The following is a 21,621-nucleotide window of genomic DNA, read 5'->3' as shown; positions in this document are numbered from 1 at the left end:
ATATAGCTATGGAGATTAAATGTGAATACTGTGGCTCCATCATTAAGGAAACAGATGAGAAATGTCCTTACTGTGGAGCCACCAATCAGGCAGTAAAGCGTACTGCAGACCATACGCCAAAGACTATTGAAGAATTGCAGCAGTGGTATCAGGCACGGAATCTGCCACCGTATGAAGTGACGAGATTCTTTATCGGAATCAATTACACACAGCCCAAAGCCTTTGGTATTTACCGGGAAGGACAGAATGTTATTGTCTATAAGAACAAGGCAAACGGCGAGCGGGCAATCCGCTATCAGGGAACGGATGAAGCCTATGCGGTAAATGAACTGTATCTTAAGTTAAAAGAGGAAATCTTAAACCAGAAGGAACATAATCGGGCTGGAAATGTAAGAAGCAGTTATGGAAATAACAGAAAGCCAATGTCAACAGGAAAGGTAATAGGAAGAACCTTTGCCGGGATTGGAGCATTCTTTCTTTTCTTCTTTGGTTCCTTTGTACTCTTTGTGTTAGATACATTATACCGGGGAATTGGAACTGCACTTTTTATTGCACTGATTGCCGCAGCACCGGTGGCAGTGATATTAGACCTTATTGTTTGTGGGCTAAGGGGAAAAAGCACGGTATTTGAAAAGATATATCAGGGATTTGCCGGAAAGAAATTCTTAACCTGTGCCGTTTGTTTCCTGATGTGCTTTTTAATCGTTCTGATTCCGATACATAATTACAAGAAGGCAAGTTATTACCAGTACCAAAATACGGTCTATGTACACAGCCACAATAACTGGTTCGAGTATGATGGTTATGACTATGATAAGATAGACAGCGATGAGGTACCGGATGATATTTTAAATAACCGTTCTGATTATGAAATGACTTATCAGAATGGCTATGACTGGGATAACAGCATTACCAATTTTGAAGACAGCAGATATTATGAAGAGCATTATGGCTCAGACAGCTCGGACAGCAGTTCAGACAGTGGATATGACTGGGATTCCAATGACAGCTGGGATTCTAATTCTTCTGACTGGGATAGCGACTGGTAAATATTAATATATCATTTAGAAATTTATTTTTCTGTTAAGAATAATCTAAGAAATGAAATAGAATATCTTTAAGAACACTCCTTTTTCGTGTGCTTTACTAAATGTAAAGAATGAAAAAGGGGTGTTTTTTATGATGAAGTCAGAACATGCAGGACAACGAAATTTACAACAATCAGGAGCAGCCGGACAGCGGAATACACAACATGCAAAAGAAATGAGAAAGCGGAGCATGCGCCGGAAAAAAGCAAGAAGAATGCGAAGAATCAAAAGAATATTTGTGGCAGCAATAATTCTGCTGGTAGTTTTTGCCGCGGGCAGAACATCATTTGTGCAAGGCTTCTTAAATCACTGGAATGTAAAATCAGAGGCAACACTTACGGCAGAGGGGTATCCGGAAAGCCTTGTACAACTTTACGAGAAAAATGAAGAAGCAAGACAGTTTGTGCTTGATTATAAGAAAAATGGAAACAACGAGCAGCCGATTGATATTTCATCGGATGTAACAGATGGTAAAATACCGCTTTTTCTTCAGTGGGACGAGCGTTGGGGCTATAGAACCTATGGAGATAATTTCCTTGCAATTACAGGATGCGGTCCCACGGCATTGTCCATGGTCTATGTGGGACTGACCGGAGATACTTCCATGAATCCTTATACCATTGCCCAGATGGCACAGGAGGATGGCTTCTATGTGAATGGAAGCGGTTCCGCCTGGAGTATGATGACGGAACTTGCCACAAAGCTTGGCTTATCCGCACAGGAGCTGAGTCTCAGCGAAGACAGTATCCGGCAGGAATTATCCCAGGGACATCCGATTATCTGTATTATGGGACCGGGAGATTTTACCACATCAGGACATTTTATTGTATTAACAGGAGTAGATTCCGATGGAAAAATAACAGTGAATGATTCCAACAGTAAAAAGAACAGTAATAAGACATGGAAGATAGACGACCTTATGAGCCAGATCCGGGATTTGTGGGTGTATCAGTAGAAGTGGCATTCTTTACGAAAATCTGCTATAATTCTTGATAAAATGATTCGAAAGGCGAGTGGGAAAGAGATAGACAGTGGTTCTTCCGACAGTGATGTTGAAATATCTGGCTTATTCTCCGAAGTGAGGATGCCTGATAAGGACTGTTAGAGGCACTTATAATTTCGGATGGAGTCCGGCAACGCTGGCACATGGAAGTGCCAGCGAGGTGCATATGAACATGGATGTGAATTTGCACCGGTTGCCAGAAGAAAATAAAAATGAAATCGAAATTCTTAGTGCCTCTTGCAGTTCTTATGGAGCATCCGGGTTCGGAGAATAAGCCAGATATTACATCGCACGAATGCCGGAAGAAAACCGGCATCACATTTCCCACTCCTTTACAAATATTTTAACAAGAAGGGAGATATAGAACATGGAAACATGGTATTACGAAGTCGTATCCATCGATGGAGACTATGCAAATTTAAAGAGGACAGACATTGCTTCAGATGATTTGAAGCTTGTGGCAAGAGCACTTCTTCCGGCAGAAATTATGGAGGGAAGCAAGTTAAAATACGAACTGATGCAGTATGAGATTATAGAATAGAGGATAAAGGAGTTAGGGAAGATAAAAATCGAAGCGGCAAGGTGGGAGGTTTAGCAAAAATTATGAAAAAGGAAAAGGTTATTGGAATTGTGGTACTGCTTGGAATTATTATTCTGGCAGTGATTGTAGTTGTAGTGGAAGGAAATCAGAGAAAAAATAAAACGAAGACTGAGACAGAAAATAAAACGGAAACAGAGACACAGATGGAATCAGAATCAGAATCGGAAACAGAAACTGCACCTGCGGATAAAGAGTCTTTGGACGCAGACGAGCTGGTAGAAGAGAACTTTCGTCAGGCTGGAATTACAGAATATGAAAAAATAGATCTGGAAGATTATGAGAGCCAGGCAGGAATCGATTTATCGGAATATGTATCTTATCGGTTTTATTATGATAGCGATGGACTGAAAATTGAAGGATATTTCAGTGCACCAAAAGATTTACTGGATGGACAAAAGACTTCCTGTCTTATTTATAATCATGGTGGAAATCAGGATTACGGAGCATTGGAAAATATAGAGACCTGCTTTTATGCCTATCAGCTTCATACCATTTGCATTGCATCAAACTACAGGGGATGTGGAAGCAGTGAAGGAGAAGACCAGTTTGGCGGAGCAGATGTGGATGATGTGGTCCGGATTTTGGATTTGTGTGAGCAATTTTCCTATATTGATAAGGATGCCATAAATATGCTGGGTATTTCCAGAGGCGGAATGATGACTTATGAAGTGTTAAGTAAGGATGAACGGGTGCATAAGGCAGTTGTCGTATCTGGCCTTTCCGATTGCTTTATGTCATATGAGGAAAGAAGTGATATGCAGACCATATTCGATTCTTTGGTAGGCGGTTCCCCGGAAGAGATGCCGGAGGAATATGAGAAACGTTCTGCAACCTATTGGGCGGATGAAATTAATACACCGCTGCTTATCATTCATGCTACCGGAGATGAAAAAGTATCCGTTGCACAGGCAGATAAATTAACAGAAGCATTAGAGCAGGCAGGAAAGACCTACGAATATATCACCTTTGATGGAAATTCCCACGGAGAAATCCGACCAGAGGATGGTGAGAAGATAAAGGCGTTTCTGGAAGGGCAGGAGCAGGAAGAAGATAGTGAAAAGAATAATGTAAAATAGTGAAAAAATAGTGTAATATTTCCTTCGCATGGTACTGTTGTATTCAAATAAGGTTTGTGAATTGTCGGAGAACTCAAACGGCGAAAAATTGGAGAGAAGCCTTTCGTATCTAAAAAGTAGAGAAAAAGAATTGCTCTTGCTGCTCATGAAGAACTACAAAAGAGAGTTCACGCCTATTGAAGTCAGCAAAGAACTTAAGGTTACCAATAAGACGGTAACAAACTATGCAAAATGGGATGATTGATTTATATGTGAGAGGTAATAATTCTGTAGCTTATTCAGAGATATATTCATCGTTTGCATCAGAAAAAAATAGTTATATTTCTGATTTGTTGTTGCTGGTTATCAATAATGACAGCTCTAAGGTACGAAAACATGGAGAAACATATGAAGTTGCAGGTGTTCGATTTACAGCAGACCAGATTCCTAAAATAGATACAAATAAGTTATTAGAAATAAAAGCTTGTAACAATATAATTGATTTCGGACAGAATCATTACTTCAAATATGTTTCTTCAGACGGAAAAGAGCATGCATTATTTACAAATGACAAGGGTGTTGGGGTTCCCTACTCGGAACATATGCGGGGAGCAGAGCATGATGCAGTTGCTCAGAGATATGCTCTTTTTTGGCGGTATATGATGAACGATGATCCTGTATATGTAGGATTGACTTATTCTAATGATGATATTGATGAATTTATGAAACATGCAGGCATAGAAAATGGCTTCTTTACTGTTAGAATGGGGAATCGGGAAGCAACACAATATTATACCAAAAGCGAAAACCATACTTTGGATATTCCATACGGAGAAGATTTGTGGTGTTTGGAATACCCGTCAAATTATAGATTTTGGGAAAAAATTGATTAATCTCTGAGAGTCTATTTATATGTGTTGTAGTTATCAAGCAAAGGGATACTTATATCGTGTTACAGGACATGGTGTAGGTATCCTTTTTGCATATTATCTATAATCATTACATAAAAAAGTGCAAATGCACAAAAAATAGTAATGGCTATTGAAGTGAAAATAATTTAGTGGTAAAATAACATTACCAAAATTCGTGCAATGCACAAAAATAAGGAGTGACACTATGGAGATTAAGAGAGATTTATACCTTGAACAGTTAAAGATAAGAAAAGATAACGGAATGATTAAGATTATCACAGGAATCAGGAGATGCGGCAAATCATTCCTGTTATTTGTGTTGTTTAAGAAGTATTTACTGGAGAGTGGCATAGATAATGATCACATCATTGAGATTGCTTTAGATGGCATTGAAAATGAGGAACTGAGAGATCCAAAGAAGTGTTATCAGCATATTAAAGAGCGGGTGGAAGATGACCGGAAGTATTATCTGCTCTTGGACGAAGTACAGTTTATGCCACGATTTGAGGAAGTGCTGAACAGTTTGCTTCGTATCAGTAACATTGATGTGTATGTAACCGGCAGTAATTCTAAATTTTTATCTAGTGACATTGTAACTGAATTTAGAGGCAGAGGAGATGAGATAAGAATTTATCCGTTGTCTTTTGCAGAGTTCTATGCGGCTTATGATGGAGATTATGATGATGCTTGGGAAGAATATATGATATATGGTGGTTTACCACAAGTGGCACAATTTTCTGTAGAACGCCAGAAGGCTGAGTATCTTAAAAATATTTTTACCAATGTTTATATCAAGGATGTGGTAGAGCGAAACAAAATTCAAAATGTTGATGAGATTGGAACTTTGGTGGACATTCTTGCTTCTGCCATAGGAGCACCTACCAATCCAACAAAAATATCAAATACTTTCAAATGTGAGAGAGGTATCAATTACAGCAATAAAACTATATCCAATCATATTGATTATTTGGCAGAGGCATTTTTGATTTCTAAAGCGGACCGGTATGATATTAAGGGGAGAAAATATGTAGGAGCCAATCTGAAATACTATTTTTCGGATATAGGACTTAGAAATGCCAGACTAAACTTCAGACAGCAGGAGCCGACTCATATTATGGAAAACATTGTTTATAATGAGTTGCTTGTGCGTGGCTACAATGTAGATGTTGGTATTGTGGATGTATTTGCAAAGAATAGTGACGGAAAGAGAGTTCATAAGCAGCTAGAGGTTGATTTTGTAGTAAACCAGGGCAGTCAGAGATATTACATTCAGGTGGCTTATGATATGACTTCTGAGGAAAAGCAAACACAGGAACTTAATTCACTCCGAAATATTCCGGATTCATTTAAGAAGATTGTTATAGTAAATGGAACAAAAAAGCCTTGGAGAAATGAGGAAGGCTTTGTGATCATGGGCATGAAATATTTTCTGCTCAATGAGGATAGTTTGGAGTTTTAGTATGGAAGGAGATAATATATTCCGATATAGAAATATGGATATAAAGTTAGGAGGCAGAGAAATGGCAACGGTTGTGTATTCTAATGAAGAAGATGATATGTATAATATGACCATTTTACACAATCGTATGATGGCTTACGTTGAAAATTGCATATATGGTGGAAAATGGGATGAGTATAAAACGAGAGAAAAATAATTTGACTTTTTCCAAAAAGAAAAATATAATGACTTCTGAACGAGTAGCAAAATTGCGTAAATCCAGTTTTGCTGCTCGTTTTTGTAATTTTATAATGCAATGAAAAAGTGTGTAGCTTATCAGCGTAAGTCCAACTTATAAGATAGGTACGCACTTTTTATATTGCCAAATATCCGTAAGAAGCTGCCAGTGGCAGCTTCTGCAGATGGAAAAAGGAGGATTAAGTTAAGATGGCAGAAAGTAATAAGATGAAGGAAATGCCTAACAAGATGAAAGAGATGCCGGTGAATAAGCTTATGGTGCAGATGGGAATACCGATGATTTTATCTATGGCATTGCAGGCGGTTTATAACATTGTAGACAGTGCCTTTGTAGGAAACATGAAATCAGGAAGTGAGGCTGCACTTAATGCACTTACACTGGTATTTCCGGTTCAGATGCTTATGGTAGCAGTGGGAATCGGAACCGGTGTGGGAACCAATGCACTTCTCGCGAGAACACTGGGAGAGGGAAAAAGTAAAAAAGCTGCAAAAGTTGCAGGAAACAGTTTATTTCTTGGAGTGATTATTTATGCAGTATGTCTGCTGTTTGGAATGTTTGGGGTAAAAGCATACCTCTCATCCCAGACCATTGATGCGGAAGTCATTGCAATGGGAACAAGCTATTTAAGAATATGCTGTGTGATTTCTTTTGGAATTATTTCCTTCTCACTATTTGAGAAACTGTTACAGGCAACCGGGCGTTCCATTTATTCAACAATTGGTCAGGTTGTGGGAGCAGTGGTAAATATTATTCTTGACCCAATTATGATTTATGGCATCGGACCGGTTCCTGAAATGGGAGTAGAGGGTGCAGCCTATGCAACCGTAATCGGACAGGTGGTATCAGCAGCATTGTTATTTATTTTCCATGTAAAATTAAATAAGGAATTTGAGCATGGTGTAAAGCTTATGAAACCAGAGGGCAGAATTATCAGGGAAATCTATGCAATCGGACTTCCGGCAATTATTGGACAGGCGCTTATGTCTATTATGGTTTATGTGATGAATCTGATTTTAAAATTCAGTCCTTCGGCTCAGACCGCATATGGATTGTTCTATAAAGTACAGCAGTTTGTACTCTTCCTTGCCTTTGGACTTAGAGATGCAATCACGCCGATTATTGCATTTGCATACGGAATGCATAGTAAAAAGAGAATTCAGGATGGAATTAGATATGGCTTAATTTATACGATTGTGCTTATGATTATGGGTGTGGCAATTACAGAAATTTTCCCGGGGGCTTTTGCAACTTTATTTAATGCAGGACAGTCAAGAGAATATTTTATCGGAGCCATGAGAATTATTTCTATCAGCTTTATTTTTGCCGGAATCAATGTAGCATATCAGGGAATTTATCAGGCTCTGGATGGCGGCATGGAATCGCTTGTGATTTCACTGCTCAGACAGCTTGTCATCATATTGCCACTGGCAGGTGTTTTCTCCAGTTTGGTCAGAAGCGGACAGATGGGCGTTTCCTTAATCTGGTGGGCATTCCCGATAACAGAGATTGCTGCATGCCTTGTGGGATATGTATTTTTAAAGAGAATCCGGAAGAATAAAGTGGAAAGTTTAAGTTAAGGAGGAGTCAGCTATGGCAAAAAGAATCATTACAATCAGCAGAGAGTTTGGAAGCGGCGGTCGATTTATCGGGGAAGAAGTGGCAAAAAAACTTGGTACTGTATTTTTTGCAGTACCTTTTCTTTTTCTGGAAAGTGAAGTATGATACAGAGGAAGAGTAGCTGCTTGACGACAGAAGAATTGGGTAACATAAGAAAAATGTGGAGGTAAATAAAAGGCATGCTGAATGTGAAAAATGCTGAAATGGCAGATTTAGAGCAAATTATGAAAATTTACAGATATGCACAGGATTATATGATAAAGTCCGGAAATCCGACTCAGTGGGGACATTTTTACCCGGATGCAGATCTGATAAAATCTGATATTGATAAAAATGCATGTAAGGTAATATATGACAAGGATGGAATCCATGGGGTATTTTCGGTGTTTGATGGTACAGAACCTACTTATAAGCATATTGAGGGCGGTAACTGGCTGAATGAAGAACCATATCTGACGATTCACAGGCTTGCCGGAGATGGTCAGGTACATGGCTTGTTCCCGTGTGCTTTAAACTATTGTAAAAAGATTTCTTTAAATATCAGGGTTGATACTCATGCGGATAATAAAACTATGCAAAGGCTGATTGAAAAGAATGGTTTTATAAAATGCGGTACGATATATGTAAAAAATGGAACAGCAAGAATAGCATATCAAAGGGCTGATTTTCGGGCGGCAAGATTTGCAAGCATATCACTTAATACCACTAGGTCTGCGGCAAGAAGCGTAAGCTCATCGGTCGACAGGCATTCGGACAACTGGAAGGAAATTGTGGAGAGGTAAAAAAGATTTGTACAGTTTGACATAGTGGTTGTCCATAAGATATTTAGCGTTAACGGATCGTCCCTTTACAAACAGAAGAAAAAAGCATATAATTCTTTTATAAAATATTTAATAAAAGAGGACAGAAAAACGGAAAATAAAGATAAAAGAAATATAGCAAGAAAAAAAATTATCAATTATGTGCTGAATCATCCGGTTATGTCCAAAGCGGAGCTCGCGAAAGAATTAAATCTGAGTATGCCGACTGTGTTAGCAAACGTAAATGACCTGTTGGAGAAAAGACTGTTAGAAGAAGTGGGCGAGTATGCGTCGACAGGCGGACGAAAGGCAAAAAGTATAGGAATTAATAAGTCATATTGTCATGCAATGGGGCTTTTGATCACTGCGAATCATATCGAAATGGTACTGGTAAATCTTGGAGATGAGATCGTAAAAAAAGACCGCATCCGTTTAAAATTTACGGCAGAATTATCCTACTGTACAGAGGTGGCACAAAAGGTTGAAACTTTTCTGGCAGACGAGCCTGCGAAGGAGACACTGCTTGGAATTGGTATTGCGATCCCGGGAATTATCGATCAGAAAGAACGGATTGTTTTAAAATCCCACGCGTTAGGGATAGAGAACTATAGTCTCCGCTTTTTAGAGCAGGCTGTGGGAATGCCGGTGTATTTTGAAAATGATGCCAATGCAGCCATGCTTGCAGAAAAAAAGCAGAAGTATCCCAATGCGATATATCTGTCTTTGAATCATACATTAGGCGGTGCTTTCTGCATAGATGGAAAGTTGTATCGCGGACAAAACCAGAAAGCAGGAGAGTTTGGTCATATGATACTTGTTCCCGGTGGAAAAAAATGTTATTGTGGTAAATCAGGATGCGCGGATGCATATTGTGCTGCAAGTGTACTGACGGAAGATAACAGGCAGTCGCTGGATGCATTTATGGAAAATCTTGAAAGTGGAGATAAAAAGGTTTTACAGATATGGAATGAGTATCTGGATCATCTTGCTGTTTTGATATCAAATCTACGGATGGCATATGATATGGATATCATACTGGGGGGCGATGTCGGAGGTGTACTCTCAGATTATATGATACCTTTGGGAGAAAAAGTGATGGCATATAATGGTTTTGAACATGATGTTTCATACCTGAAGAACTGTTCGTACAGGAAAGAAGCGTCGGCTGTTGGAGCTGCGAAATATTTTTTTGCGGAACATATGATGGAAATATAAATTATTATAGTGTGAAAACAGAGTGAAGTGTGAGCAAAAAAACGGAAAGGAAACGGTAAGTGAGGTTTTCTTTCCGTTTTTTTGTGCGTTGATTAGAAAATATATACAAAAAGCATATCTGCAAATTGTGCAATGCGTAAAATTGAGAGAAATATATTGACAAAATATGTTTAAAGGATAATAATGTAATTACTTTAATAAAACATTTAATAAAACATAAAATAAAACAATATAAAAAAGGAGGAAGCAATTATGTTACAGCAGGTAATGACAAATCCAGGAGAAATTATTTTCAGAGAGGTTCCGGTTCCGGAGGTAAAGGAAAATCAGGTTTTGGTAAAGATTATGAATATTGGTGTCTGTGGATCAGATATTCATGTTTATCATGGAAAACATCCGTTTACAAAATATCCGGTAACACAAGGACATGAGGTTTCCGGTGAGATTATAGAACTTGGAAAAAATGTCACAGAGTTTCATGTTGGACAGAAGGTGACGATAGAGCCACAGGTATATTGTGGACACTGCTATCCATGCCGTCATGGAAAGTATAATCTCTGTGAGGAATTAAAAGTAATGGGATTTCAAACGACAGGAACAGCATCTGAGTATTTTGCAGTGGATGCATCTAAAGTAACACCTATTCCAGAAGATATGTCCTATGAAGAAGGAGCTATGATCGAACCTCTTGCTGTGGCAGTTCATGGTGTAAAACAGATGGGCGATGTGGCTGGCATGAATATTGCAGTCCTTGGAGCGGGACCGATCGGAAATCTTGTAGCACAGGCAGCAAAAGGAATGGGAGCAGCGAAAGTGATGATCACAGATATCAGTGATCTTAGACTGGCAAAGGCAAAAGAATGTGGAATTGATGTGTGTGTGAATACCAAAAATAAAGACTTCGGTGCGGCAATGCTCGAAGCATTTGGACCGGACAAGGCGGATGTGATCTACGACTGTGCCGGAAACAATATCACAATGGGACAGGCAATTAAATATGCAAGAAAAGGAAGCACGATTGTACTGGTGGCAGTTTTTGCAGGAATGGCAGAAGTAGATCTTGCAGTGGCAAATGACCACGAACTTGACATTAAGAGCACGATGATGTACCGCCATGATGATTATATAGATGGAATCAGATTGGTAAATGAGGGCAAAGTTCATTTGAAACCGCTCATCTCAAAGACATTTGCTTTTAAAGATTATCTGAAGGCATACCAGTATATTGATGATAACCGCGAGACAACGATGAAAGTAATTATCAACGTCAGTGAAAAGTAAGGAGTTCGTATGGAAAATAAATATGGAATTGTCGGAGTTGCCCATGTCGGGCTTCCGACAAACGATTTACAGAAAACAGTTGAGTTTTATAGGGGTCTTGGATTTGAAGTAATTATGCAGACTTATAATGAAAAAGCAGGGGAAAAAGTGGCATTTTTACAGATAAAAAATTACTGTATAGAGACTTTTGAAAATGGGCAGGCGGCAATGTCAGACGGTGCATACCAGCATGTTGCTCTTGATGTGGAAGACATTGAGAGTATATATCAGAAAATCTGCAATGAAAAATACACAGTTATCACAGACGGAATCGAAGAACTGCCATTTTGGGAAAATGGTGTGAAGTTTTTTATGATTAAGGGACCAAATGAGGAAAGAATAGAGTTCTGTCAGAAACTCTGATAAAAACAGGAGGGACATATGGGAAGCGAAAACAAAAATGGAAAAGTACCGCTGATCAGTAAGATTGCATATGGGTTTGGTGATGTTGGATGTAATTTCAGCTGGATGTTTGTCAGTAATTTTCTGATGATATTTTATACAGACGTGTTCGGAATCAGTATGGCGGCTGTGTCAGCACTTATGCTTTTTTCAAGATTCTGGGATGCAATCAATGATCCAATCGTCGGGGGACTTACAGATAAAACAAAATCGAGATGGGGACGGTACCGTCCATGGTTGTTAGTAGCGGCACCAATCACAGCGATTCTTCTTGTTATGACATTCTGGGCAAGACCCGACTGGCCGCAGAATGGAAAGATTATTTATATGGTAATTACATATTGTCTGCTGGTTTTGGGGTATACCTGTGTGAATATTCCATATGGAACCTTGTGTGGTGCTATGACACAGGATATTGATGAACGTGCAAAAATAAATACATCCCGTTCGGTTGCAGCGATGATTGCAATTGGTGTGTTAAATATTATCACAGTTCCACTGCTCAGCAAATTCGGCAGTCATAGTGCAAAGACAGGATATCTGACGGTTGCGGTCATATATGGATGTATTTTTACAGCCTGTCATTTCTTCTGCTTTGCGAAGACGAAAGAGGCAGTGATTACTCCGGAAAAAGAAAAAATTTCTGTAAAGGTTCAGTTGAAAGCGGTTGTGCAGAACAGACCATATCTTCTTGCATTGGCAGGACAGATATTATTTGGATTTACACTGTATGGTAGAAACGCAGATATTCTGTATTACTTTACATATGTGGAAGGGAATGCCTCCTACTACACAACTTATTCGATGTGCATCATTATTCCTTCTATCATCGGGGCAGCCTGTTTTCAACCATTATTCCGCAAGTTGAATAACAAAGGAAGAACAGCATCTCTCTTTGCTTTATTTACAGGAATTTCCATGTTGTCTATGTTTTTCTTTAATGCCAAAGAATCACCGGCTATTTTTTATGCTTTATCTGGTCTGACACAGTTTTTCTTCTCTGGATTTAATACTGCAATCTATGCAATTATTCCAGACTGTGTGGAATATGGGGAGTGGAAAACCGGACTTAGAAATGATGGTTTTCAGTATGCATTTATTTCACTTGGAAATAAAATCGGAATGGCAGTTGGAACAGCACTTTTAGCAGGATTACTTGGAAAATATGGTTATATTGCAAATCAGACACAAAATGCAATTGTACTTTCAATTATGAAACATGCATTTACTACGATTCCGGGTGTGCTCTGGATTGTGACGGCAGTTGTATTATTTTTCTATCGGCTAAATAAAAAACGTTATAACGAGATTGTGGAGGAACTGAAAAATGGAAGAAAAGGTTGATATTGTGGCATTGGGAGAATTGCTGATCGATTTTACGGAAGCAGGATACAGTCAGGATGGAAGGAAACTGTTTGAGCAGAATCCAGGCGGTGCTCCGGCAAATCTTCTGACCGTTGCAAGCCACTTCGGGTATTGCACATCTTTTATTGGAAAAGTTGGAAACGATATGCATGGTAAATTTTTAAAGAAGACATTGCAAAAGGAAGGAATCAATACAGATGCTATCGTCGAAGATCCGGATTATTTTACAACACTGGCATTTGTGGAAATAGGTGAAAATGGAGAACGGAATTTTTCTTTTGCAAGAAAACCGGGGGCAGATACACAGTTAAAAAAAGAAGAACTGGATCAGGCGTTAATTTCCGGATGTAGAATTTTTCATTTTGGATCATTATCGCTAACAGATGAACCTGCAGAAAGCGCAACGATCGAAGCGGTAAAAATGGCAAAAGCAGCGGGTGTACTTATTTCCTATGATCCAAATTACCGCCCGTCTCTTTGGAAGAACAAAGAGTGTGCAGTGAAAAAAATGAAATCTGTCATAGAACTGGTAGATGTCATGAAGGTATCGGATGAAGAGAGTATCCTGTTGACAGAGGCCGAAAGTTATGAGCAGGCCGCAGACCAACTCCTTGCTATGGGACCAAAGCTGGTAGCCATTACATTGGGAGAACAGGGTGTTCTTATGGCAACAAAAAGCAGAAAAGAAATCATCAAAGCATTTCAGACACATGCGGTCGACACGACTGGGGCAGGTGATTCATTCTTGGGAGGCGTATTATGCGGGATTCTTTCTATGAATAAGTCCATTGAAAACATTGAATGGGAAGAAATCAGAGAATGTGCTGTTTTGGGAAATGCAGTCGCTGGATTGTGTGTGCAAAAGAGAGGTGGCATCCCTGCGATTCCGACAAAAGAAGCAGTGTTTGAATTTATGCAGAAATAATGAATGTATATGACAAAATTGGGGCTATAAAAACGCCCCTATTTTTAACAAAAATATAAGCAGGACAACTTTCGATATTTGCTCCTGCCTGTATTTTATGTAAATTACGATAAGTTTTATTCCCTGTGTTCTTCGCCCCATGTACAGTCTGATTCTGGTGTAGTCTTTAAATGCTTTTCTGATTCCCAACAATCAATGCGGAGCATATAGCCAGCAGATATATAAACATCAATACTATTAAGCTGTGGATTGTATTCTGCAAATATTATTCTCGTCGTATTTTATCTCCTTATCATTCAATCAATCATTTGTTACAAAAATCAGAAGCATTTCAATCAGTTCACCATGTCACTTTCATTTTGTGTTATAATGTGTTATCAGATTTCTTGGTCTCCGCTGCCGCTTCGGTCGGCACAGAGCAGAGGTCCACTGGACCTCTTGTGCCCTTGTATTTGCCCTTATCAGAGTTCGTAAACACTGGTGCGATGATATAATACAAGGGAAACAATAAGGGAAAACTCACCTGCGATAAATTCAGTATTTTCAAGGGTTTGCGGAGAATTTAATAACAAAATATAACAGTTATTAAATCTCTTAAAACAGGTGAAATCTCAATTCCAGTTTGGAGGAACAATATGGTACGAAAAGCAGAAAAACAGAATTTAGAAATACTGGCAAATTTAGCAGTACAATAGAATCATTTGTTTCGCAAAGACATTATAAAAGAATGCAGAGAAGTAGTTTATAGAGATACTTCTCTGCATTTTTTTGTCAGGTATCCGAAAGAGGCTGCCGGTGGCAAGTCCGGTAGGTAAGTTATGGTACATCTTCCGTAGAAGCAGCAGGCTCACAGATTGATTTCCGGGCGGCAAGATTTGCGAGCATATCACTTAATACCACCAGGTCTGCGGCAAGAAGCGTAAGCTCATCGGTCGACAGGCATTCGGACAACTGGCAGGAAATTGTGGAGAGGTAAAAAAGATTTGCACAGTTTGACATAGCGGTTGACCATAAGATATTTATGATATGTTATGCAACTGTCAGAGAAAATGTGTATAATAAAAGAAAATAACTTCAGGATAATCATTTGTAAAAAGGAATGAAAGGAATCAAATATGAAAACACTGATTGTAGTAGATATGCAGAATGACTTTATCGATGGTTCACTTGGAACCAGGGAAGCGCAGGCAATTGTACCGAAGGTAAAAGAGAAAATCAAAGAGTATCAGGAGCGCGGGGACGAGATCATTTTTACCCGGGATACCCATCAGTCAGATTATCTTAACACACCGGAGGGAAAGAAGCTTCCGGTGGAACATTGCATCGAAGGCACAAAGGGCTGGAAAATTGCAGAAGGTTTAGAGGTGCCGGGATGCAGCTATATTAATAAACCGACCTTTGGATGGACACACTGGTCGGAGAGAAACTTTGAAGAAATAGAATTATGCGGTCTTTGTACGGATATCTGTGTGGTATCCAATGCCCTGATTTTGAAAGCAGAATTTCCGGATGTAGAGATTACGGTAGATGCTACATGTTGTGCCGGAGTGACGCCGGAATCCCATGAGGCAGCGCTTACCACTATGAAAATGTGTCAGATTCATGTAATTGGAGAGTAGAAAAGGCGGAATAATTCCAAAAGAATCCCTCCGACGCTTGAACGTCGTTCGTTTTTTGAGTATAATCGTTTCGTAAGGAAGGTGACAGATATGAAGGATACAAGAGTTGATATTTATCATGGAGTAACACCAATTAAGGTAAAACCGTATGAGCATAATGTAAAATATTATGAGACAGACCAGATGGGGATTGTGCATCACTCCAATTATATCCGTTGGATGGAAGAGGCACGCATGGACTTGATGGATCAGATGGGCTTCAGCTATAAACAGATGGAAGACCAGGAAATTATCAGTCCGGTGCTTTCTGTACAGTGTGAATATAAGAGCATGGTGCGATTCGGAGATACTGTTGTTATTGAAACAGCCATTGCAGGTTACAATGGAATCAAACTCAGTGTCCGTTATCGTATGACAGACAAAGAGACCGGAGAACTCCGTACCATTGCAGCCAGTGAGCACTGCTTCTTAAATCGTAGTGGCAAGCCGATTTCCTTGAAACGGTCATACCCTGAAATAGATACAAAATTCTTCCAGATGATGGATGAGGAAAGTTAGGACAAGATGAGCGAAAAATTAGTTCTGATCGATGGACACAGTATATTAAACCGGGCATTTTTTGGATTACCGGATTTGACCAATGCAGAGGGACTTCATACCAATGCAGTATATGGTTTCTTAAACATTTTATTTAAAATATTAGAGGAAGAGCAGCCGGAGTATCTTACGGTTGCTTTTGATGTGCATGCACCAACATTCCGTCATAAGATGTTTGATGCATACAAGGGAACGAGAAAACCGATGGCAGAAGAATTGCGGCAGCAGGTACCGCTGATGAAAGAAATGCTGCGTGCCATGGGAGTTACGGTAATTGAAAAAGAAGGCTTAGAAGCAGACGACCTATTGGGAACCATAGCAAAGCGCAGTGAAGCAGCAGGCTATGAAGTGTCTGTAGTGTCCGGAGACCGGGACTTATTGCAGCTTGCCAGTGACCATATTAAGATCCGGATTCCAAAGACCAGGCGGACCGGAACGGAAATCGAAGATTATAATACCAAAGAGGTATTGGAAAAATATCAGGTTACACCATTGCAGTTTATTGATGTAAAGGCGCTGATGGGCGATACCGCAGATAATATTCCGGGTGTACCGGGAATCGGCGAAAAGACAGCAACGAACCTGATTGTGGCATATGGCAGCATTGAAAATGCGTATGCCCATGTAGAAGAGATTAAGCCAAACCGTGCGAAAGAGATGTTAAAAGAGCATTATGATATGGCACAGTTGAGTAAGACACTGGCTACCATTAAGATAGATGCAGACATCCCATATGATATCAACGAAGCAAGAATTGGCAATTTATATACACCGGAAGCTTATATGATGTGTAAGCGTCTGGAATTTAAGAATCTTTTGAAACGGTTTGAAGTGGACACACCGGTAAATACCGGAGAGGAAAACTTTAAACGAATCGAGGATTTTGCTGGGGTAGAAGATTTTTTTGCAAAGGCAAAGAAGCAGCAGGCAGCAGGAGTCCAGTTGATTTATGAAAAGGATGTTGTGCTTGGATTTGCAGTTGCATGCACAAAAGAAGATGTGGCATATATTCCGGTTGCGGGATTTGTGACAGAGCAGTATCTATTCGAACAGAGCAGACAGCTTCTTGCAGCAGGCACAGAGATTCGCACCTTTGATTTAAAACCACAGCTTAAATGGATAGAAGCCGATGAAAAGAGTCATATTTTTGATGTGAAAATAGCAGCTTATTTATTAAATCCATTGAAAAATGACTATGCTTATGAAGATATTGCAAAAGACTATCTTGATTTGATGGTGCCATCGAAAGAGGATTATCTTGGAAAGAAAGATTTTGTCACATCATCGGAAGAAAAGCCGGAAGAATTCTTGAAAATGGCATGTTATCAGGCATATATTAATTTAATGGCAAAAGAGCCGCTGGCAAAGCAGTTAGAAGAAGAGGGCATGAAAGAACTCTTTGATAAAATAGAAATGCCGCTGGTATATACCTTATCTGATATGGAAAAGGAAGGCATTGCTATTGATGCAGATGCCTTAAAAGAATATGGAGAGAATCTTGCAGTATCCATAGATAAAATTGAAAAAGAAATCTATGAAGAAGCCGGTGAGACCTTTAATATCAATTCACCAAAACAGCTTGGTGTGATTCTTTTTGAAAAATTGCAGATGCCAAATGGCAAGAAGACCAAGACCGGATATTCTACTGCAGCAGATGTACTGGAAAAGCTGGCACCGGATTATCCGATTGTATCAAAAATATTAGAGTACCGTCAGCTGACCAAATTAAAATCCACATATGCCGACGGACTGGCTGCATTTATTGCAGAGGATGGACGGATTCACAGTACATTCCAGCAGACCATAACAGCCACCGGACGTTTAAGCAGTACAGACCCGAATTTACAGAACATTCCAATCCGGATGGAATTGGGACGGCTGATTCGTAAAGTGTTTTTACCGAGAGAAGGTTATGTATTCTTAGATGCGGATTATTCCCAGATAGAGCTTCGTCTGCTGGCACATATGTCAGGAGATAAAAATCTGATTGATGCATATAAGCATGCAGAAGATATTCATGCGATTACTGCATCCAAGGTATTTCATGTGCCGTTCGAAGAAGTAACACCACTGCAGCGAAGAAATGCAAAGGCGGTAAACTTTGGTATTGTCTATGGAATCAGTTCCTTCGGATTAAGTCAGGATTTAAGTATTACAAGAAAAGAAGCAGAACAGTATATTAAGAGCTATTTTGAAACCTATCCGGGAATCAAGACATTCTTAGACGGACTGGTAGAGGATGGCAAGACAAAAGGCTATGTCACAACAATGTTTGGCAGAAGAAGACCGGTGCCGGAGTTATCCTCCAGTAATTTCATGCAGCGTTCCTTTGGAGAACGTGTGGCAATGAATGCACCGATTCAGGGTTCTGCAGCAGATATTATTAAAACAGCCATGATTCATGTGCATGACCGCCTGAAAGAGGAAGGCTTGAAATCAAAACTGATTTTACAGGTACATGACGAACTTTTGGTTGAGACCTGTAAAGAAGAACAGCAGCAGGTAGAGAAGATTTTGAAAGAAGAAATGCTTCATGCAGCAGACCTTGCGGTAACCTTAGAGGTAGATATGCATGCCGGAAATAACTGGTACGAAGCAAAATAGGATAAGGCAGAAATTATGAAATTTATCGGAATTACCGGAGGCGTAGGAGCCGGAAAAACAGAAATATTAAAATACCTTGCCGGCAGAGAAGATACGAAAGTAATGCTGGCGGATGATATCGCAAGAGAACTTTCTGAGCCGGGACAGTCCTGTAACGAAAAATTGCAGGAGCTGTTTGCGGGAACAGATGTTTTTGATGAAAAGGGGAAGATGAACCGTCCGAAGGCGGCAGCCATTATTTTCAAGGATGAAGCCAGGCGGAATGGAATGAATGAGATTTTGCATCCGGCAGTAAAGGAATATGTGCTCCATGTATTAGAGCAGGAAAAGGAAGAAGGCAGGCTTCGTTATCTTGTATTGGAAGCGGCATTATTAATCGAAGAACATTATGATGAAATTTGCGATGAATTATGGTATATTTATACTTCAGAGGAAAATCGCAGAGCAAGGCTGAAGCGGTCGAGAGGCTACAGTGATGAAAAAATCAGTGAAATGTTTGAAAGCCAGCTTTGCGAGAACGAATACCGCAGACATTGCAAAGTGGTAATTGATAATAATGGTACGACGGAAGAAACCATTGCACAGGTAAGAACGATAATAGAGAATGAGGGAGAAAATACCAATGGATAATGCAGAACAGAATGCAAATCAATTTGTATTTGGCTTGGATATCGGAACAAGAAACGTAGTTGGAACAGTTGGATATCGGGAAGGCAAAGACTTCTATGTGGCAGCCCAGTATATGAAAGAGCATGAAACCAGAGCTATGCTGGATGGTCAGATTCATGACATCGGAAGAGTAGGCAGAACAATTGCAGAAGTAAAGGCAGAATTAGAAGGGCAGTTAGAGGCAAAGCTTACCGATGTCTGCATTGCTGCCGCTGGCCGTGTACTGAAAACCGTGACCACCAGCGTGGAATATGAATTCGCAGAAGAGACCGTAGTAACTGCAGAACATATACATACTCTGGATTTACTGGGAGTAGACCATGCCCAGCAGATTTTAAAAGAGAGGAATGATACCCGTTACAAATTTTACTGTGTGGGATATTCTGTTGTAAAATATTATATCAATGATGAAGTCTTTTCCAATATAGAAGGACATAAGGCAGAGAAAATTTCGGAGGATGTTATCGTAACCTTCCTGCCGGAGGACGTTGTAGATGGTCTGTATTCCGCAGTAGGGCAGGCTGGATTAAATGTTGCCAATCTGACTTTGGAGCCTATTGCTGCAATCAACGTAGCAATTCCAGAGGCCTTTCGAATGTTAAATATTGCACTGGTTGATGTGGGAGCCGGAACATCCGACATCTGTGTCACCAGAGACGGAAGCATTATTGCATATGGCATGATTCCTTATGCCGGAGATGAGCTGACCGAATTAATTGTACAGCATTATCTGGTGGATTTTAATATGGCAGAACATATGAAGCTGACATCCGGTATGGCAGATGAAGTGGAATTTACCGATATCATGAGCATTACCCATACGATTCCATCCGAAGAAATCTGGGATTTAACCCATGATACGGTAGATAAGATTACTACCGAGGTGGCAGAGAAAATCAAAGAGTTAAATGGTGATAAATCGGTCAGCGCAGCCTTCGTAGTTGGCGGCGGCGGCAAAATCCACGGATTTACGGAAATGCTTGCAGACAAGCTTGAAATTCCAAGAGAACGTGTGGCATTACGTGGAGAAGAAGTTTTAAAAGAGGTTCATTTTGCACAGGAAGAGATTAAGAAAGACCCATTACTGGTAACGCCGATTGGAATCTGTCTTAATTATTATGACCAGAAGAATAATTTCATTATGGTCCGGTTTAACGGAGAACGCTTAAAGCTTTATGATAACAGCCATCTTACCATTGTGGATGCAGCATTGCAGGCGGGCTTCCCGAATGAAGCACTGTTCCCAAGACGGGGCAAGGCAGTAGAGTTTACCGTAAATGGCAAGCCGAGAATCGTCCGTGGAGAACCGGGAGAATCTGCCATTGTTAAAGTGGACGGAAGAGTAGTCAGCATCAATACACCACTGGTTCCGAATTCCGAGATTACCATAGAAGCTTCTACCATTGGAAAAGAAGCCGTATCTACGATTGAACAGTTAGATGAATATACATCCTCCACCATTACCTTCCAGGTCAATGGCATCAATATTACCTGCCCGAAATTTGTTCAGGTCAATGGAAGCCTTGAACCTTCTAATTATGTTATTCAGGAAGGGGACGAAATCGAAACCAGAAACTTCTATACCATTGGACAGCTGGCAGAGTTTATGGATGTGCGGATTGATGAAGAAGCCGGAATTATCTTAAATGGAAAACCGGCAGATATGGGTTCCCTTTGCTATGAGAACTTTGAAATCGAATGGAGTGCTTCTGCCTATGAAAGCGGTGAACGTCATATTTCCTATGGACAGGCAGACCACAGATTTGATGCCGGACCGGAAGAAGAAACTTCAACGGAAGAAAGCACAGACAGTGCAGCTGAAGTTCATGAGCCGGCAGTTGAAACGAATACAGATTCTGCAGCAGAAGCAGCAGCCGATGCACCGGTGCAGAAACCGACAGAGCCGGAAAGCAAAGAATTACATATTATTGCAAACAATCAGGAAATTACTTTAAGTGGCAAAGAAGAATATGTATTCGTGGATATTTTTGATTATATTGATTTTGATTTGTCAGCATCCCATGGAAGAGCAATTGTAACTTTAATTAATGGCATGGATGCCCAGTATACACAGGTATTGCAGGATGGCGATAAAATTGAAGTGTACTGGAAAGAGAATTACTAAATAGAAAG

20 protein-coding genes and 2 pseudogenes are annotated in these 21,621 nt (G+C 39.9%); 19 read left to right on the top strand and 3 right to left on the bottom strand.

The window, feature by feature from the left end; all coding sequences use genetic code 11:
* Nucleotides 1–8: 8 nt before the first annotated feature.
* From LKD41_RS10455 to LKD41_RS10415, 9 genes and pseudogenes are all read left to right on the top strand, one after another.
* Nucleotides 9–1,049, top strand: a complete 1,041-nt coding sequence (locus LKD41_RS10455) for a zinc ribbon domain-containing protein (protein WP_118087560.1) — start codon at nt 9–11, stop codon at nt 1,047–1,049.
* Nucleotides 1,050–1,179: 130 nt separating this feature from the next.
* A complete protein-coding gene (locus tag LKD41_RS10450) occupies nt 1,180–2,043 on the top strand; it encodes a C39 family peptidase (RefSeq protein WP_227701138.1) in 864 nt (287 codons plus the stop codon).
* Nucleotides 2,044–2,458: 415 nt separating this feature from the next.
* The gene (locus LKD41_RS10445) at nt 2,459–2,632 is read left to right on the top strand and encodes a hypothetical protein (protein WP_022244059.1); all 174 of its coding nucleotides are present in this window, start codon (nt 2,459–2,461) and stop codon (nt 2,630–2,632) included.
* Between the two features lie 62 nt (nt 2,633–2,694).
* Nucleotides 2,695–3,768, top strand: coding sequence for an alpha/beta hydrolase family protein (locus LKD41_RS10440; protein ID WP_227701137.1), 1,074 nt, complete (start codon nt 2,695–2,697; stop codon nt 3,766–3,768).
* Between the two features lie 224 nt (nt 3,769–3,992).
* Nucleotides 3,993–4,640, top strand: coding sequence for a hypothetical protein (locus tag LKD41_RS10435; RefSeq protein ID WP_227701136.1), 648 nt, complete (start codon nt 3,993–3,995; stop codon nt 4,638–4,640).
* Between the two features lie 223 nt (nt 4,641–4,863).
* Nucleotides 4,864–6,117 carry an ATP-binding protein gene (locus tag LKD41_RS10430; protein WP_227701135.1) on the top strand — a complete coding sequence of 418 codons (1,254 nt, stop codon included), beginning with the start codon at nt 4,864–4,866 and terminating at the stop codon, nt 6,115–6,117.
* A 1-nt stretch (nt 6,118) separates the two neighbouring features.
* The gene (locus LKD41_RS10425) at nt 6,119–6,313 is read left to right on the top strand and encodes a hypothetical protein (RefSeq protein WP_227701134.1); all 195 of its coding nucleotides are present in this window, start codon (nt 6,119–6,121) and stop codon (nt 6,311–6,313) included.
* A 230-nt stretch (nt 6,314–6,543) separates the two neighbouring features.
* A complete protein-coding gene (locus LKD41_RS10420; protein WP_227701133.1) occupies nt 6,544–7,932 on the top strand; it encodes an MATE family efflux transporter in 1,389 nt (462 codons plus the stop codon).
* A gap of 13 nt (nt 7,933–7,945) precedes the next feature.
* Nucleotides 7,946–8,041, top strand: a pseudogene (locus LKD41_RS10415) (cytidylate kinase family protein); the annotation flags it as partial.
* Nucleotides 8,042–8,624: 583 nt separating this feature from the next.
* On the opposite strand, the gene LKD41_RS16060 reads toward LKD41_RS10415, so the two are convergent.
* A complete protein-coding gene (locus LKD41_RS16060; RefSeq protein ID WP_431978800.1) occupies nt 8,625–8,777 on the bottom strand; it encodes a DUF6774 domain-containing protein in 153 nt (50 codons plus the stop codon).
* 1 nt (nt 8,778) lies between these two features.
* Here LKD41_RS16060 and LKD41_RS10405 point away from each other — a divergent pair, with 1 nt between their 5' ends.
* From LKD41_RS10405 to LKD41_RS10385, 5 genes are all read left to right on the top strand, one after another.
* Nucleotides 8,779–9,987 (top strand): ROK family transcriptional regulator, encoded by a 1,209-nt coding sequence (locus LKD41_RS10405; protein WP_331470915.1) that lies wholly within the window; start codon nt 8,779–8,781, stop codon nt 9,985–9,987.
* Nucleotides 9,988–10,239: 252 nt separating this feature from the next.
* On the top strand, nt 10,240–11,268 hold the full coding sequence (locus LKD41_RS10400; RefSeq protein WP_227701131.1) for a zinc-dependent alcohol dehydrogenase: 1,029 nt from the start codon (nt 10,240–10,242) through the stop codon (nt 11,266–11,268).
* A gap of 9 nt (nt 11,269–11,277) precedes the next feature.
* The gene (locus tag LKD41_RS10395; protein WP_117841973.1) at nt 11,278–11,670 is read left to right on the top strand and encodes a VOC family protein; all 393 of its coding nucleotides are present in this window, start codon (nt 11,278–11,280) and stop codon (nt 11,668–11,670) included.
* 18 nt (nt 11,671–11,688) lie between these two features.
* On the top strand, nt 11,689–13,053 hold the full coding sequence (locus LKD41_RS10390; RefSeq protein WP_227701130.1) for an MFS transporter: 1,365 nt from the start codon (nt 11,689–11,691) through the stop codon (nt 13,051–13,053).
* Nucleotides 13,037–13,999: a carbohydrate kinase family protein gene (locus tag LKD41_RS10385; RefSeq protein ID WP_227701129.1), complete on the top strand. Its 963-nt coding sequence runs from the start codon at nt 13,037–13,039 to the stop codon at nt 13,997–13,999. Before LKD41_RS10390 ends, LKD41_RS10385 begins: the two co-directional genes overlap by 17 nt.
* A gap of 143 nt (nt 14,000–14,142) precedes the next feature.
* On the opposite strand, the pseudogene LKD41_RS10380 reads toward LKD41_RS10385, so the two are convergent.
* Nucleotides 14,143–14,268 (bottom strand): annotated as a pseudogene (locus tag LKD41_RS10380) (DUF6061 family protein); the annotation flags it as partial.
* Between the two features lie 547 nt (nt 14,269–14,815).
* Entirely contained in the window at nt 14,816–14,998 is a 183-nt protein-coding gene (locus tag LKD41_RS10375; RefSeq protein WP_227701128.1) for a DUF6774 domain-containing protein, read from the bottom strand.
* A gap of 116 nt (nt 14,999–15,114) precedes the next feature.
* Here LKD41_RS10375 and LKD41_RS10370 point away from each other — a divergent pair, with 116 nt between their 5' ends.
* From LKD41_RS10370 to LKD41_RS10350, 5 genes are all read left to right on the top strand, one after another.
* Nucleotides 15,115–15,618, top strand: a complete 504-nt coding sequence (locus tag LKD41_RS10370) for a cysteine hydrolase family protein (protein ID WP_227701127.1) — start codon at nt 15,115–15,117, stop codon at nt 15,616–15,618.
* Between the two features lie 90 nt (nt 15,619–15,708).
* A complete protein-coding gene (locus tag LKD41_RS10365) occupies nt 15,709–16,176 on the top strand; it encodes an acyl-CoA thioesterase (protein WP_022244069.1) in 468 nt (155 codons plus the stop codon).
* A 6-nt stretch (nt 16,177–16,182) separates the two neighbouring features.
* Nucleotides 16,183–18,819, top strand: coding sequence for a DNA polymerase I (gene polA, locus LKD41_RS10360; protein WP_227701126.1), 2,637 nt, complete (start codon nt 16,183–16,185; stop codon nt 18,817–18,819).
* A 15-nt stretch (nt 18,820–18,834) separates the two neighbouring features.
* Nucleotides 18,835–19,449, top strand: a complete 615-nt coding sequence (gene coaE / locus LKD41_RS10355) for a dephospho-CoA kinase (RefSeq protein ID WP_227701125.1) — start codon at nt 18,835–18,837, stop codon at nt 19,447–19,449.
* Nucleotides 19,442–21,613 carry a cell division FtsA domain-containing protein gene (locus LKD41_RS10350; protein WP_227701124.1) on the top strand — a complete coding sequence of 724 codons (2,172 nt, stop codon included), beginning with the start codon at nt 19,442–19,444 and terminating at the stop codon, nt 21,611–21,613. The genes coaE and LKD41_RS10350 overlap by 8 nt, the downstream gene beginning before the upstream one ends.
* Nucleotides 21,614–21,621 lie beyond the last annotated feature (8 nt).

Origin of the sequence: Roseburia sp. CLA-AA-H209 (assembly GCF_020687575.1) — a bacterium.
Lineage (GTDB): Bacteria > Bacillota > Clostridia > Lachnospirales > Lachnospiraceae > Roseburia_C > Roseburia_C amylophila.
Note: the sequence above shows the minus strand (reverse complement) of the source record. Positions and strands in the feature narration are given on the sequence as shown.